General features: G+C 52.1%; 13 protein-coding genes, 1 tRNA gene and 1 pseudogene. 11 read left to right on the top strand and 4 right to left on the bottom strand.

The annotated features are described in order from the left end of the window. Positions 1-70 precede the first annotated feature (70 nt). Positions 71-2,944: an aminomethyl-transferring glycine dehydrogenase gene (gene gcvP, locus ABYP33_RS05110; protein WP_373089052.1), complete on the bottom strand. Its 2,874-nt coding sequence runs from the start codon at positions 2,942-2,944 to the stop codon at positions 71-73. Between the two features lie 623 nt (positions 2,945-3,567). Between gcvP and ABYP33_RS05105 the strand changes: the two genes are divergently transcribed. From ABYP33_RS05105 to ABYP33_RS05090, 4 genes are all read left to right on the top strand, one after another. Continuing rightward, entirely contained in the window at positions 3,568-3,852 is a 285-nt protein-coding gene (locus ABYP33_RS05105) for a hypothetical protein (protein ID WP_373089050.1), read from the top strand. Positions 3,853-4,488: 636 nt separating this feature from the next. Further along, positions 4,489-5,070 (top strand): uracil-DNA glycosylase family protein, encoded by a 582-nt coding sequence (locus ABYP33_RS05100; protein WP_008247066.1) that lies wholly within the window; start codon positions 4,489-4,491, stop codon positions 5,068-5,070. Continuing rightward, the gene (locus tag ABYP33_RS05095) at positions 5,067-5,663 is read left to right on the top strand and encodes an NUDIX domain-containing protein (protein ID WP_373089048.1); all 597 of its coding nucleotides are present in this window, start codon (positions 5,067-5,069) and stop codon (positions 5,661-5,663) included. The genes ABYP33_RS05100 and ABYP33_RS05095 overlap by 4 nt, the downstream gene beginning before the upstream one ends. Positions 5,664-5,730: 67 nt before the next feature. After that, positions 5,731-6,327, top strand: coding sequence for a DUF1134 domain-containing protein (locus ABYP33_RS05090; RefSeq protein WP_008247071.1), 597 nt, complete (start codon positions 5,731-5,733; stop codon positions 6,325-6,327). A 62-nt stretch (positions 6,328-6,389) separates the two neighbouring features. Here ABYP33_RS05090 and ABYP33_RS05085 read toward each other — a convergent pair whose 3' ends face one another. Further along, positions 6,390-7,715 carry an alpha/beta hydrolase fold domain-containing protein gene (locus tag ABYP33_RS05085; protein ID WP_373089046.1) on the bottom strand — a complete coding sequence of 442 codons (1,326 nt, stop codon included), beginning with the start codon at positions 7,713-7,715 and terminating at the stop codon, positions 6,390-6,392. A gap of 80 nt (positions 7,716-7,795) precedes the next feature. Continuing rightward, on the bottom strand, positions 7,796-8,305 hold the full coding sequence (gene greB / locus ABYP33_RS05080; protein ID WP_373089044.1) for a transcription elongation factor GreB: 510 nt from the start codon (positions 8,303-8,305) through the stop codon (positions 7,796-7,798). A 79-nt stretch (positions 8,306-8,384) separates the two neighbouring features. Here greB and ABYP33_RS05075 point away from each other — a divergent pair, with 79 nt between their 5' ends. The 7 genes from ABYP33_RS05075 (at position 8,385) to ABYP33_RS05045 (ending at position 14,559) form a co-directional block, all read left to right on the top strand. Then, positions 8,385-9,215: a M23 family metallopeptidase gene (locus tag ABYP33_RS05075; protein WP_373089042.1), complete on the top strand. Its 831-nt coding sequence runs from the start codon at positions 8,385-8,387 to the stop codon at positions 9,213-9,215. Between the two features lie 57 nt (positions 9,216-9,272). Beyond that, entirely contained in the window at positions 9,273-9,458 is a 186-nt protein-coding gene (locus tag ABYP33_RS05070; RefSeq protein WP_008247075.1) for a Trm112 family protein, read from the top strand. 170 nt (positions 9,459-9,628) lie between these two features. Continuing rightward, positions 9,629-12,250, top strand: coding sequence for an alanine--tRNA ligase (alaS, locus tag ABYP33_RS05065; protein ID WP_373089040.1), 2,622 nt, complete (start codon positions 9,629-9,631; stop codon positions 12,248-12,250). A gap of 133 nt (positions 12,251-12,383) precedes the next feature. Next, entirely contained in the window at positions 12,384-13,613 is a 1,230-nt protein-coding gene (locus ABYP33_RS05060) for an aspartate kinase (protein WP_373089038.1), read from the top strand. An 80-nt stretch (positions 13,614-13,693) separates the two neighbouring features. Then, positions 13,694-13,876: a carbon storage regulator CsrA gene (gene csrA / locus ABYP33_RS05055; protein WP_008247082.1), complete on the top strand. Its 183-nt coding sequence runs from the start codon at positions 13,694-13,696 to the stop codon at positions 13,874-13,876. Between the two features lie 132 nt (positions 13,877-14,008). Continuing rightward, positions 14,009-14,101 (top strand) — tRNA-Ser (locus tag ABYP33_RS05050). A gap of 314 nt (positions 14,102-14,415) precedes the next feature. After that, positions 14,416-14,559, top strand: a complete 144-nt coding sequence (locus ABYP33_RS05045) for a hypothetical protein (protein ID WP_373089036.1) — start codon at positions 14,416-14,418, stop codon at positions 14,557-14,559. A gap of 120 nt (positions 14,560-14,679) precedes the next feature. Here ABYP33_RS05045 and ABYP33_RS05040 read toward each other — a convergent pair. Beyond that, positions 14,680-14,976: pseudogene (locus ABYP33_RS05040) on the bottom strand (hypothetical protein); the annotation flags it as partial.

Here is a 14,976-nt window from a genome sequence, read left to right as displayed (position 1 = left end):
CCAGTGCGATGCAAAGGGGAGTTTTAATAAAGAGGGCTTAAAACCCCTCCCTTGGCGGAGGGATTTTAAGCTAAAGATAGCTTTCAATTGGTGGGCAGGAACAGATTAAATTGCGATCACCGAACACATTGTCGATGCGGTTTACGGTCGGCCAGTACTTATTGTCGCGTAAGCTCGCGACGGGGAATCCAGCCTCTTCTCTTGAGTAAGGACGACCCCAATCTGCGGAAATGATATCCGCTAAGGTGTGAGGAGCATTGACCAGCGGATTGTTGTCGGCGGGGAGTTGCCCGCTTTCAATGCGGCCTACTTCCCGGCGAATATGAATCATGGCGTCGCAGAAGCGATCTAGCTCGCGCTTGGATTCGCTTTCGGTTGGCTCAATCATCAACGTGCCTGGTACTGGGAAGGACATGGTCGGCGCGTGGAAGCCGTAGTCCATTAAACGCTTGGCAATGTCTTCTTCACTAATGCCGGTGCTTTCCTTTAAGGGTCGCAGGTCAATAATACATTCGTGGGCGACGCGGCCATTGCGGCCGGTGTACAGCACTGGGTAGTGATCATTGAGGCGAGCGGCTACGTAGTTGGCGCTCATTATTGCCACTTGCGTTGCTTTCTTTAGACCCTCGGCGCCCATTAAGGCAATGTATGTCCATGATATGGGTAGTATGCCTGCGCTGCCATAGGTGGCGGCAGAAACTGTGTCGTTGGTGGTCGCGATGCCTTCTACCGGCAATACCGGGTGGCTTGGCAGGAATGGCGCAAGATGAGCTTTAACGCCAATGGGCCCCATGCCAGGACCGCCGCCGCCGTGGGGAATGCAGAACGTTTTGTGCAGGTTTAGGTGCGAAACATCGGCGCCAAACTCGCCGGGCGCAGCCAGGCCGACAAGGGCGTTCATATTGGCGCCGTCGACATACACTTGGCCGCCGTGCTGATGGGTGATGTCGCAAATTTCGCGAATACCTTCTTCAAATACCCCGTGAGTTGAGGGGTAGGTCACCATTAGTGCCGACAGTTGTTCGCTGTGGCGTTCGGCTTTGGCGCGCAGATCTGCGATATCGACGTTGCCTAAGGCATCGCAGCCAACAATGACCACGCGCATACCTGCCATAGCTGCGGAGGCTGGATTGGTGCCGTGGGCTGAACTGGGAATTAAGCAGATATCGCGGTTAACGTCGCCACGGCTTTCGTGGTAGCGCTTAATGGCGAGTAGGCCGGCGTACTCACCTTGCGAGCCAGCATTGGGCTGCATTGAGAATTTGTCGTAGCCGGTGCAGGCAATCAGCTGCTGCTCGAGTTCGTCGACCAATTGTAAATACCCAGCCACATGGCTGCTGGGTGCAAAGGGGTGGATGCGGCCGAACTCCGGCCAAGTTATAGGCAGCATTTCGGTGGTGGCATTGAGCTTCATGGTGCACGAGCCCAGTGCAATCATGGAATGATTGAGGGCGATGTCTTTGCGCTCAAGGCGGTTCATGTAACGCAGCATTTCGGTTTCAGAGTGGAACTGATTAAACACCGGATGCGTTAAATAGCTGCTGTGGCGCTGGAGCTCGCTGGGGATGCCCGGTAAATCTTGGAGGCTCTCGTCGATTGCAGCTACCGAGGGCAGGGTTTTGTCGCCGGCGAAGACCGCCCACAGCTTTTCAATGTCGGCAGCGGTGGTGGTCTCGTCAAAGCTAATGCCGAGCTCGGTGGCGCCGCGGCGCAAATTAAGCAGTGCGCTTTCAGCCTTGTTCGCTAACTCGCCAGCTTGGTCACCGCACTGCACGGTGAGGGTGTCGAAGAAATTGGTATTACTGGTAAAGCCTAATTGCTTGAGGCCCTCGGCAAAAATGCCGGTCATGCGGTTGATGCGCAGCGCGATGGTTTTAAGGCCGTCGGGGCCGTGATAAATAGCGTAGAACACCGCCATGATCGCGAGCAGGGCTTGAGATGTACAAATATTGGATGTCGCTTTTTCACGGCGAATATGTTGTTCCCGGGTTTGCATAGCCATGCGCAGGGCTTGATTGCCACGGCTGTCTACCGAAACGCCAATGATACGGCCGGGAATAGAACGCTTATAGCTGTCACTGGTGGCAAAGAAGGCCGCGTGGGGGCCGCCAAAGCCCATGGGCACGCCAAAGCGCTGGGTGTTACCGACGACAATATCGGCGCCTTGCTCGCCGGGTGGCGTCACCAGTAGCAGGCTCATAATGTCGGTGGCGACTACCGTTAATGCGTCTTGGGCTTTGGCTGCGGCGGTAATGGGGCGTAAGTCACGGATCTCGCCATTGCTGGCGGGGTTTTGAATTAACACGCCAAAGCAGGGGGTGCTGGCTAGCTCGCTTTCAGCATCGCCAATATGTATTTCTAAACCCAGTGGCAGAGCGCGGGTTTGCAGTACAGCGAGGGTTTGAGGATGGCAGCTGCGATCCACAAAAAACACATTGCTCTTGTTCTTGCGCACGGCGCGTTTGCTCATTGCCATGGCTTCTGCGGCAGCGGTGGCTTCGTCCAATAGCGAGGCATTAGCCAATTCGAGGCCGGTGAGGTCGATAATCATTTGCTGGAAATTCAGTAATGCTTCAAGGCGACCTTGTGCAATCTCGGGCTGGTAGGGCGTGTACGCGGTATACCAGCCAGGATTTTCTAATACATTGCGCAGAATGACCGGCGGGGTGATGGTGTCGTAATAACCCATGCCAATAAAAGATCGGGCAATTTGGTTTTTGCTGGCGATCTCGCGCAGGCGATTTAGCGTTGCGGTTTCACTTTGTGGCGCAGGTAGCGGCATGTCGCCGCGCAGGATGGCAGCGGGAACGGTTTGTTGAATTAGCTCATCGAGTGAGCTCACGCCAAGGGCGCTTAGCATGGCGTTGGTTTGCTCGTCGTCTGGACCAATATGACGTCTCAGGAAGTCGTTGCTTTGGGAGAGGGCGGTAAGATTGTGGGTCATGCGAAGGGCTGCCTGCGTCGTCTAAATTTGCGACAGCCATTAAACCATAAAGGGGCGTGGGTTACCTTGGCAATTTTCCCTGTTCGGCTCGCTTTATACGCGAGGGTTGTTGCTTATTCATTGCGTTAATTACGGCATTTTTTCAGGGAATCGGCTGTGTGGTTTTTTCTTCATCGGCTTGATGCAAATTAAGTGTGCTCGCAATTTCAGTTGCATCATCTGGCAGTGGTGTGCCGCAGGTGATTTATTTGGCGTAATTTACCGTGTTTTGGCGTGGTGATAGCGTTTAGCCCCTGAGTGTAGACATTATAAGATCGTCGCTTATTAATGTTTGGAGCGAGGGCTGCGCAGTGGTAGTGGGCTTTGAAAGAAAGCGTGGCTTGACGACAAGGCCCTGCGCATTGGGAGTGACGATGCTACTCAGTGCCTGCATGCAGGTAGTGGTGCCCATGGCGGGGAAGTACCGTCAGAATACAGCCCGGAAGAAGGTCGAATTTCCTCGTTAGAGTCAGCGTTAGCCGACGTAATGAGCGGAAGTACAAAATGAAGGCTCGTGCCGTGAGTAGTGCGATGAGTTACCAGCCATTCCACCCAATGCGGAAGCGGGTCGCTGCTCTGCTCGTATGCTGTTGCCACCTGCTTATGGGCGTCGTGCTGAACAGCGGGTAGTGAAGGGTGCCAATGAATGCCTTGAGACCGTACTGGCGACGTATGCCATGTTTAATGAGGAGCTGTTAGTTAGAGAAGAGCATGTGCATTTAACCGTAGTGCCAGCAACGTACAAATGGCTAGAAGAGTGCACTAAGGTGCTGCCGGCGCGGAGTGAGCAAGTGCTGGTTAAGGCGTCGAAGTACGAAACTGTAATGGAAGATGTGATCATCTCTCCTGAGGAGTTGGTTTGGCAATGAGGCCGAGGCGAGCTTGAAAAAATTGATGAAGAGGCAGGTGAAATAGTTCATCAGCGGCGAATTCCGGCAACATACAAAAAAATAGGTAAGCAGGTTTTAGTCACGCCAGCTGAGTGTTGCAAGGAAGTAACGGCCCGGGTGTATGCGACCTTACGCAAGCGCGTGGTTGATGTTCCCAAGCACACTATTGAAGAAACCGCGCCGGCAAAGTATAAGGCAGTTACCGTGCAGCGTGAAATAGCGCCAGAAAGAGAAGTGCGCCACCCCCTCCCCTTGCGCCAATCTATAAAAACTTTAGTTATTGCGAGAAAGCCGCAAATGCGCGCTTGTATTGGCGGGTCATCCCTTGTCAACCAGAGGTGAACAACGATTTGGTCTATAGCCTTCTGCGTGCGCTGAGCGCCAAGGCTTACGACACGGGTGGGCTCGACGGGGTGTTGGGTAAATACACCTTGGCGGCGATGGACGACTAGCAAAAATTTCAGGGTTTAGCGACCGGTCGCTTATCGGTAGAAGTGATCGATGCCCTAGGAATATCATTGTTGATGGCCAAGTAGAAAGTTATCAAAATGCGCTATCTAATCGAATGAGTTGGTGATAATTGCCCTGTTGATTTTATGCGGCGCACAATGGGGCATGGAATCTCTATGTAATTTGCTTACTGATATTCGCGCGTGCACAGTGTGCGCAGAGTATTTGCCACTCGGTGCACGGCCCGTGGTGGTCGCCAATTCCGCCGCGAAAATACTGATCATTGGTCAGGCGCCCGGTACTCGGGTGCATAAAACTGGCATTCCTTGGAATGACCCCTCTGGTGATCGTCTGCGGCAATGGCTGGGAATGGATCGCGAGCAATTTTATGTCGATCCGCGTCTTGCCATTATGCCCATGGGATTTTGTTATCCAGGCAAAGCTAAGTCGGGTGATTTAGCGCCGCGCAAAGAGTGCGCGCCGCTATGGCATGAGCGTTTATTGGTCCACATGCCAAAGGTGGAGCTGGTTCTGCTTATTGGCCAATATGCTCAAGCCTATTATTTACGTGATAATTTCTCTACATTGACTGAGCGGGTTGCTCAATATCCGCCAAGCCACCATTTTTTCCCGCTGCCGCACCCCTCGCCGCGCAATCAGCTGTGGTTAAAGCGCAATCCATGGTTTGATAGCGAGGTCGTGCCGCGATTACGGGCGCGAGTACACCGTATTCTGGAGAAAAAATGAATAAAGTCTTGGGTCCTTGGCAGCAGCTTAGTTGTCGGCAAGTGTATGAGAACCCCTGGTTGCGCCTCGAACATCACGAGGTGAAAACACCGGCCAATACAGATGGGATTTACGGTAAGATTTGTTTTAAAAATATTGCCGTTGGCATCGTAGCTATTGATGACGAGGGCTATACCTATTTAGTGAAACAATACCGCTACCCGCTAACCCAAGACAGTTGGGAAATTCCGGAGGGCGGTTGCCCATTGGCCAATAACGCCCTAGATGCGGCGCGTCGCGAACTGTTGGAGGAAACCGGATTGTCGGCGGGGCGGTGGTTTGCGCTGCAAAGTTTGCACACTTCAAACTCGGTTACCGACGAATGCGCCGAGGTTTTTATTGCGGCGGATTTGAGTCAGGGTGAACAGTGCCTAGAGGCGACAGAAGATATTCAAGTGGCGCGGTTGCCGCTAACTGAGGCTGTTGCAATGGCCTTAGATGGGCGTATAACAGATGCTATTAGTGTTGCTGCACTGCTAAAAACACATATATTACTCAGCCAATTTAACGGTGTTATAAAGGAATTTTTGGCGTCGATGCCTACTGCCTCCTAATTTCGCAATGGCGAATGCGCTGACGGATGAATCGACAAACCGGGGATGTTAAACATGGGAGTTTGCAATGAGGAGTAATCATTTATTGAGTCATGCCTACCGGTTCTTTATTAGCGCTGGTCTCGCGCTATTGCTTGGCGCGCCCGCTGCATTTGCTGCATCTGCAGATGCCAGCGCGAGCGTTGGCTTCACTAAAGAGCAGGTTTTGGCCAAGGCTAATGGCTTTTTTGGTGACACCACGGCGGGCTTGGCCAAGGCTATAGAAAAGCTGTTTGTCGAACAGGGTAGCCCCAATGCGGTTATTTATGGTGAAGAAGTGTCGGCGGCCATCGGTATTGGCGTCCGTTATGGTCAGGGTGAGGTCGAATTGGCGGGCAGCGTGCCAGAACCAATTTTTTGGCAGGGGCCGTCGTTGGGGTTTGACATGGGGGCTAATGCGGCCAAGGTCTTTACCCTTGTTTATCATTTGAAATCGACAGCGGACCTTATGCAACGCTTCCCCGGTGTGGACGGCAGTTTTTACGTGGTAGCGGGGGTGGGCGTCAACTATCAGCAGAGTGGCGAGATGATTTTGGCGCCGATCAGGACCGGTGTTGGTTTGCGTGCCGGCGCCAGTGTGGGCTATGTGCATTACACCCGTAAAAAATCGTGGTTGCCGTTTTAACCAGGTCAACCGAAGGCGCTGAAATTCTGCGCGCCCTCGGTTTTTAGCCTACGACAGGGTTTTTAGGTCTGGGCTTCGTCTGTGTTGCGTTCAGTGGCGTCATCGATTTTGGCCGTATCATCGTCAGTGACATCCGCTGTTGCCTGCATTGATAACGCCTGCAGATGGCGACGATAAAGCTCGTCTAAATACACGCACAATTGATTAACAACAATTTGCGTGCGCAGTGAAATGCCAATTTCAAAGGCGTGCTGGGCGTCGGGTAGTTCTGCATAGGCAACAGGTTGCTTCGAGACCGCATGCAGGGCTTTATAAAGCTCCTGAGATTCCGCGACCGGTACCAGCGTGTCGGCCTCGCCGTGAATGATTAAAAAAGGCGGCGCGTCTTTGTGTACCCAGTATAAGGGAGAGGCCTGACGCCAGAGTTCCGGCTTTTCCGCGCGAGTGTGTTTTAACACTTTGGCTGAAATCCATTGGCTTAAGGATTCACCGGCACTGCGCTGGTTTTGGCTATTTAAAAAGTCGTATACACCATAGAACGGTACGCAGCCTTGTACCTCGGTATTGGCGTCTTCAAAACCGGGCTGAAACTCAGGGGCATTGGCGCTGAGTGCGAGCAAGGTAGACAGGTGGCCGCCAGCAGAGCCGCCGGTGGCGATAACGAAATCTGGATTGCCGCCGTAGTCGGCAATATGGCCTTTTATCCAGCTAAGTCCGCGCTTGCAGTCAATAATATGTTCTGGAAACGTTGAGCTCGGACTAAGGCGGTATTCAATTGCAACGCATACCCAGCCATTGGCGGCCAATTGGTTCATGAGTGGTAGGGCTTGCTCATTTTTGCTGCCGCAGTTTTCTAGCCACGCGCCACCATGCATTTGATAGAGAACGGGGGCATTCTCTGGTAGGTCGTCGCGATGGTAAATGTCGAGTTTGAGCGAGCGACCATTTACCGTGCAGTATTCAATGTTTTTGTGTCGCGTTACGCTGGGTAAACGGTAGGCGAAAGGTTTGAGTAAGCGCTTGAAGTCGGGGTTGATTTGCAGTGAATCTGAGGTGTTCAGCGGCTGATCAGGAGTTAGGCCAAGGGCATCTCGCACGGCTTGCGCCATGATGGGTTCGGCGCGCTGGGCACGGAAATAGAATACGCCAATCGCCAGCCAGCTGCCGAGTGCGATAGTTAGTCCGAAGGCATCACCGAGACCACTGAGTTCGCCAAATAATATAATGAGCAAGGTTAGCGCGATTTCTACGGCTATGACGTGGAGGCCAAACTCGCCAACGATAACACCAAAGATAAAGCTGATTATGCCCAATAGCTCAGGACTGCGTCGGTAGGGGCGGTAGATATTCCATGCCGTCCACGCCCATATTAAGGATAGTAAAAACATGATTAAAGGTCTCCGTGAAAGTCGTCGTTATCATAGGCTATGCGTATGATGATCTCTAGCGCGAGACACAATAAGCCCGTTTAAGAGCGGCTAATTTGATAGTGAATGGCGACGATGTAGTACAGGGTTTCGCCTTTTGGTGTGACCACGTTTACTTCGTCGTCCCGTGATTTGCCTAGCATGGCTTTGGCAAGGGGCGAGTCCATGGATAGGGTGTTTTGGCTTAGGTCGAATTCATCGGGGCCAACAATGCGGTATTCAAATTCCTTGCCGTCCTCGTCCTCTATACGTACCCAGGCACCAAAATACACTTTATCTTGGTTGCTGGGTATTTCAGCGACGACGGTTAACTCTTCTAGGCGCTTGCTTAAATAGCGGACTCGGCTATCAATCTCCCGCAGGCGTCGTTTGCCGTAAATATAGTCGCCATTCTCGGAGCGGTCACCGTTTTTGGCGGCCTCGTGGACGTTGGCAGTGACTTGGGGGCGTTCAATTTTCCACAATTGACGGACTTCTTCGCGCAGGCGGCGCTCGCCTTCTGGGGTGATGTAACACGAGCCTTTGGCGCGAGGAGGGCGGTAACGTGACATATGGGGTGCTTGCCTGCTGTTTTAGCGAAGAATAACGCGCTATGGTAGCGCAGCGAACACTGACAGAGGATAGCGGGTAATGAATAAATGTGTGGCGGTGGTGCAATTTGCCCTAGCGATGATGGGGGCAATAGGTCTCAGTAGCCAAGCAGATGTGGTGCTGAATGGCCAATTAAGCCAAGGCGGCTTGGTGTGGGGCGAGTTGCCAGAGGGCAGTTTAGTAAAGCTCGACGGTAAATCCTTGAAAATTGCAGACAACGGTATTTTTGTCCTTGGTTTTGACCGCGACGCTAAGCCTGTGTCCCAACTAGAGGTTTGCCGCGCAGAGACTATATGTGAAAAGCAGACCTTGAACATTGCTCAGCGCCAATATGATATTCAGCGCATCACCGGTGTGCCCCAAGAAACGGTCACGCCGCCAGCATCAGTGCTTGAGCGCATTCGCAAAGAAACTGCCTTGGTTGTTAGAGCTAGACAGCAGGATTTTGCCCGCCAAGATTTCACGCAAACCTTTAAATGGCCAGTGCTTGGCCCCATCACGGGTGTATTCGGCTCCCAGCGTGTCTATAATGGCAGCCCCGGTCGGCCGCACTATGGCTTGGACATCGCCGCGCCCACGGGTAGCACGGTTTCCGCACCTATTGATGGCGTGGTCACCTTGGCTCATCCCGATATGTTTTATTCGGGTGGTACCTTGATTATCGATCATGGCATGGGGGTTTCATCGACCTTTATCCACTTAAGCAAGGTGTTGGTTGAGGTCGGGCAGCAGGTGAAACAGGGCGATGCTATTGCCGAAGTGGGTGCCACCGGGCGAGCCACTGGCCCCCATCTCGATTGGCGAATGAACTGGGCTGGGCGGCGCTTAGACCCTGCGCTGCTTATGGGGCCGATGCCCGCAGCTAAATAGTAAGCAGCGCCGGTAGTGGGCAAACAAAAGACAGACATACATTGAGAGCGGTAGAAAATGATTGATAAGAAATTGCTAGAAATATTGGTGTGCCCAGTCAGTAAGGCGCCGCTGGAGTATGACCAGAAACGCAATGAGCTAGTCTGCAAAGCCAGTGGTTTAGCCTACCCCATTCGCGATGGCATTCCGGTGATGTTGGAATCAGAAGCCCGGGTTTTGACTACCGACGAGAAACTAGGCTAAGCAAGTCTGTAGGTTGAAATGCGGTGTTGTTTTCGGGCTTGCAAGCCTGAATACACACCCCACTAATTTCGTTATACTTGCCGTTTTTTGCCGCCGTTTACGCCATTCTTAGTATAGGCAGTGGGCGTGGCGGTAAAAGCCGTTGTTGCCCACGGAGTGAGAGATTTCCCATGAAAAGCGCCGCCATTCGTGAAGCCTTTATTCGTTATTTTGAAAACAAGGCTCACACCCACGTGGCCAGTAGTTCGCTGGTGCCGGGTAATGACCCAACGTTGCTGTTTACCAACGCCGGTATGGTGCAGTTTAAAGACGCCTTTTTGGGCAGAGAAAAGCGCGGCTATGTTCGCGCGGTGAGCTCGCAGCGCTGTGTGCGCGCTGGTGGCAAGCACAATGACCTAGAAAACGTGGGTTACACCGCTCGCCACCACACCTTTTTTGAAATGCTGGGCAACTTCAGCTTTGGCGATTACTTTAAACACGACGCCATTAAATTTGCCTGGGAATTTTTAACCTCGCCCGAGTGGATGGGCATTCCCACCGAAAAGCTTTGGGTAACGGTTTATGCCGACGATGACGAAGCCTACCAAATCTGGAATGAGCAAATGGGTGTGCCCGCCGAGCGTATGGTGCGCATCGGCGACAATAAAGGCGGCAAATACGCCTCTGACAACTTCTGGTCGATGGGCGACACCGGCCCCTGCGGCCCCTGTACCGAGATTTTTTACGACCACGGTGCCGACGTAGCGGGTGGCCCGCCGGGCAGCCCCGATGAAGACGGCGATCGCTATATCGAAATTTGGAACAACGTGTTCATGCAATTTAACCGCGACGCCGATGGCACGATGACGCCATTGCCAGCGCCCTCGGTGGATACCGGTATGGGTCTAGAGCGTATTTCTGCGGTGATGCAGGGCGTGCACAGTAATTATGAAATTGATTTGTTCCAAAACCTCATTAAAGCCACCGCTGCAGTGCTTAATGTGAGTGATATCGAACACACTTCGCTGCGCGTGATTGCCGACCATATTCGCTCCTGTGCTTTCCTTGTGTCGGACGGTGTTATTCCGTCTAACGAGGGGCGTGGCTATGTATTGCGGCGGATTATTCGCCGCGCAGCCCGCCATGGTAATAAATTGGGCGCCGAGAAAGCCTTCTTCCACAAGTTGGTGGCACCCTTGGCGCTGGAAATGGGCGAAGCCTATCCAGAGCTTGTGACTCGTCAGGCGCAAATTGAAAAAGTCTTGCTGCAGGAAGAAGAACAGTTTGCCAAGACCCTTGATCAGGGAATGAAAATTCTTGAGCAGGATTTGCAGGGCTTAAGCGGTAAGCAGATTCCTGGCGACACCGTATTCCGTCTCTATGACACCTATGGCTTCCCCGTTGATCTCACGGCCGACATTGCTCGCGAGCAGGGTTTGGGCCTTGATATGGACGGTTTTGAGCAAGCGATGAATGCCCAGCGCGAGCGCGCGCGTTCAGCCTCTAATTTTAAAGTCGACTTGAGTTCAGAGCTTAATATTGACGGTGAAACGGCATTTTGTGGCTATCAGAGCTTAGTTGATGAGGGTGTAGTTGTGGCCTTGCTGCAAGATGGTCAGCGGGTCGCGTCCTTAAAAGAGGGTGACGCTGGCGTTATCATTCTGGATCAAACCCCGTTTTACGGGGAATCAGGCGGGCAGGCCGGTGACGCTGGTGTGCTTAGCGCCAATGGCGTGCGCTTTGAAGTGCGTGACACCCATAAATCGGCTGGTCATCACTTACATCACGGTGTGCTTGTTAGCGGCGTAATTAACGAAGGTGACTGCCTGCAAGCTGAAGTTGACAATAATATTCGCCAGGCAACAGCGCTGAATCACTCAGCAACCCATTTGCTGCACGCGGCATTGCGTCAGGTTTTGGGTGAGCACGTTGGCCAGAAAGGCTCGTTGGTGGACGCCCAGCGTCTGCGCTTTGACTTCTCGCATTTTGAAGGCGTGAGCAAAGAACAGCTCGCCCAAATCGAAGCCTTGGTAAACCAGCAAATACGTCAGAACAGCGCTGTGCAGACCGAGATTATGGATATGGATGGCGCGGCGAAACGCGGCGCTATGATGTTGTTTGGTGAGAAATACGGCGACGAGGTGCGAGTGCTCAGCATGGGTGGCGATTTCTCTGTCGAACTTTGTGGCGGAACCCATGTGCAGCGCACCGGTGATATTGGCCTGATGCGTATTGTTGTCGAGTCGGGTATTGCGGCTGGTGTGCGCCGTATAGAAGCGGTGACGGGTGCCACAGCGCTGGCAGCCTTCGAGCAAGCGGAAAGTGAATTGGGCCAATTGGCAAGCTTGCTTAAGACCGGTCGTGACAAACTCGGTGACAAGATTCAACAGCTATTGGCACAACAAAAGCAGCTAGAAAAAGAAGTGTCAGTCCTAAAAGGCAGGTTGGCGAGTTCGGTGGGTGACGACTTGCTTAATCAACTAGAGGACATTGCTGGCATTAAGGTGTTGGCGACGACGTTAGACGGCGCTGACGCAAAAACTTTAAGAGACACCCTCGATCAGCTGAAAAACAAGCTAGGCTCTGGTGTGGTACTGCTCGCGGCAGACGATGGCGGCAAAGTGGCGTTGGCGGCGGGTGTGACCAAAGATCTAACGAATCGCTTTAAAGCCGGTGAAATGATGAAGCTGGCGGCAGAGGCGGTTGGCGGTAAAGGCGGTGGTCGGCCCGATATGGCCCAGGGTGGCGGTGTCGATGTCGCTGCCATTCCCGCTGCACTGCAAGCGGTGCGGGACTACTGCGCGGCAAAATAGGCCCTCGGCTGACCCCGCTGGGCGCAAAAGCTACGTAAATCACGTATAGCGGCCAGTGGGTCATTTCCTTTAAATTTGATCTGGTGTTTAATGAGCGCCCTTTGGTATGGGCGTTTATTAGCAGAAGCGAATCATGAGTCTAATAGTTCAAAAATTTGGTGGTACTTCGGTAGGCACTGTTGAGCGGATTAAAGCGGTAGCCCAAAAGGTTGCTGGCTTTCGTGAGCGGGGCCACGACATTATCGTTGTTGTGTCGGCGATGAGTGGTGAGACTAACCGCCTAATCGAATTGGCAAAAGCGATGCAAACGGAGCCCACGCCGCGTGAGCTAGATGTATTAGTGTCTACCGGCGAGCAGGTGACTATCTCGTTATTATGCATGGCGCTGCATGCGCTGGGGCAGGGTGCGAAGTCCTATACGGGTACCCAGGTGCGGATATTAACCGACGAAGCGCACACCAAGGCGCGCATTCGGGATATTGATGATGCTAAGATCCGCGCAGATCTCGCTGAGGGGAATGTAGTTGTGGTCGCCGGTTTTCAGGGGGTTGATGAAAACGGCAATATAACCACCTTGGGGCGCGGTGGCTCAGATACCACAGGAGTAGCCTTAGCTGCGGCGCTAAAAGCCGATGAATGTCAAATTTATACTGATGTGGACGGGGTCTATACTACGGACCCAAGGGTGGTGAGTAATGCCCGCCGCTTGAATCGTATTACTTTTGAAGAAATGCTGGAAATGGCCAGCCTGGGTTCTAAAGTATTACAGATACGCTCAGTTGAGTTTGCTGGTAAGTACAATGTGCCTTTGCGGGTATTGCATGCTTTCCAAGATGGACCTGGGACACTGATTAGCTTAGAGGAAGACTCGGATATGGAAAACCCGGCAATTTCGGGCATTGCGTTCACCCGTGATGAAGCAAAGATTACTGTATTAGGCGTACCGGATACCCCAGGTTTGGCCTACCAAATTTTGGGCCCGGTAAGTGATGCAAATATCGAAGTCGACGTGATTGTTCAAAACGTTGCCGAAGATAATACGACTGATCTGACTTTTACAGTCAGTCGTGGAGATATGGCAAGGACTGAAGCCATTGTGTGCAAACTGGTGAAACAAACAGGTGCGCGAGAGGTCAAAACGGATGACAAAATTGCCAAAGTATCGCTGGTTGGTGTGGGAATGCGTTCTCACGCCGGTATTGCGAGCAAGATGTTTAAAGCTTTGGCAGAGGAGTCAATTAATATTCAGCTTATCACAACCTCGGAAATAAAAATTTCGGTGGTCATTGATGAGAAATATTTGGAGCTAGCCGTTCGCTCGCTGCATGCAGCTTTCGAACTGGATACGGAGCCCAGTATTTAATTTATTTGCGCTATTTTCGCTGTGTTGCACAAGGATTCGCACCAGGGTTTTGCGTTGGGCTCTTACAAGGAGATGCCATAATGTTAATTTTAACTCGTCGTATTGGTGAGACCTTGATGGTTGGTGATGAAGTCACGGTGACTGTTTTAGGTGTAAAGGGAAATCAAGTTCGTTTAGGTGTTAATGCGCCTAAAGATATTGCGGTACACCGTGAAGAAATTTACGACCGTATCCAAAATGAGAGCAATGGAAATAAGGAATAAAGCGAAAAAAGTCGTTTAGGCCTTTGCTTATTTCCTGAGTGTGGTATTATGCCGCCCGATTCGTTGAACAGCGCTATGTGCTGATTAACGCTCTGCTTTTTCAAGCCTAGCTTGTTTAAACGGGAAATTTCCGGAGAGGTGGCCGAGTGGCTGAAGGCGCTCCCCTGCTAAGGGAGTATGGGGTTTATAGCCTCATCGAGGGTTCGAACCCCTCCCTCTCCGCCATTATTAAAAAAACCTGCTGATTTAGCAGGTTTTTTTTCGCCTGTGGTTTGTGGCTTGGTGTGCTTTTTACAGTGAATTTCTCTGGCCTGAAAAGGTGGGTACGGTAGTTGTACGGAAATTAATGTCCGCTAAACCACAGCGATTTCTTTGGGCTTGAGTTCTCCTTCATCGCAATGCCGCACTGAGCCGAAGGCGGATGCCACTGTGACCTCCCAACGCCTCCGGACAGCAAAGCTAGATGATGAAAATAAACTTGAGGAGCTTATTGTTCGTGACGTTTCCATTATTAATGCTGCTTGCTTATAGGTCGCTAGGTGCGTACCAGTTTTGACAAGCGGATTGACCTACTTGCACTAGATGCCAATGGCAGCGTGATTATCATCGAGCTGAAACGAGATAAAACTCCTCGTGATGTGGTGGCGCAGGCCATAGATTCAGTTTTATTGCGCTTTGGATAAGTCGTCTTGGATCGAAATTGCTAGGATGGATGTTTTGCGTGGTAACCAAAGCCCTGTCAGGCTTTTAGGTAGTCGCCCCCTTAGCGCCGTGGTGAGGCGCTAAGGGGGCTGTGCTTTGTGTTAAAAGGAGTATTTGGCCTGTAGGCCCCATGTGCGTGGCATCCCCCATGTGTATGCGACTTGGGTAGAGTCGTTTGGGTTGGGGTCGATGCCGTGGGTGAAGTACTCTTTGTCAGTCAGGTTTTTAACAAAGGCTTCAACCTCTATACTGTCGTCAGCATTCATCCAGCCTAAGTGAAAATTAACGAGAGCATAGCTTTCTTGTGTTTCCGTCTTTAGGTTATCCGGGCCAAAATAGACATCATCGGCCCAGCTGAAGTCAACCATGGTATACACACGGCCTATCTGATTGAGATT

Source organism: Zhongshania sp. (genome assembly GCF_041584495.1).
GTDB lineage: Bacteria > Pseudomonadota > Gammaproteobacteria > Pseudomonadales > Spongiibacteraceae > Spongiibacter.
This window is presented reverse-complemented; position numbering and strand designations above follow the sequence as displayed.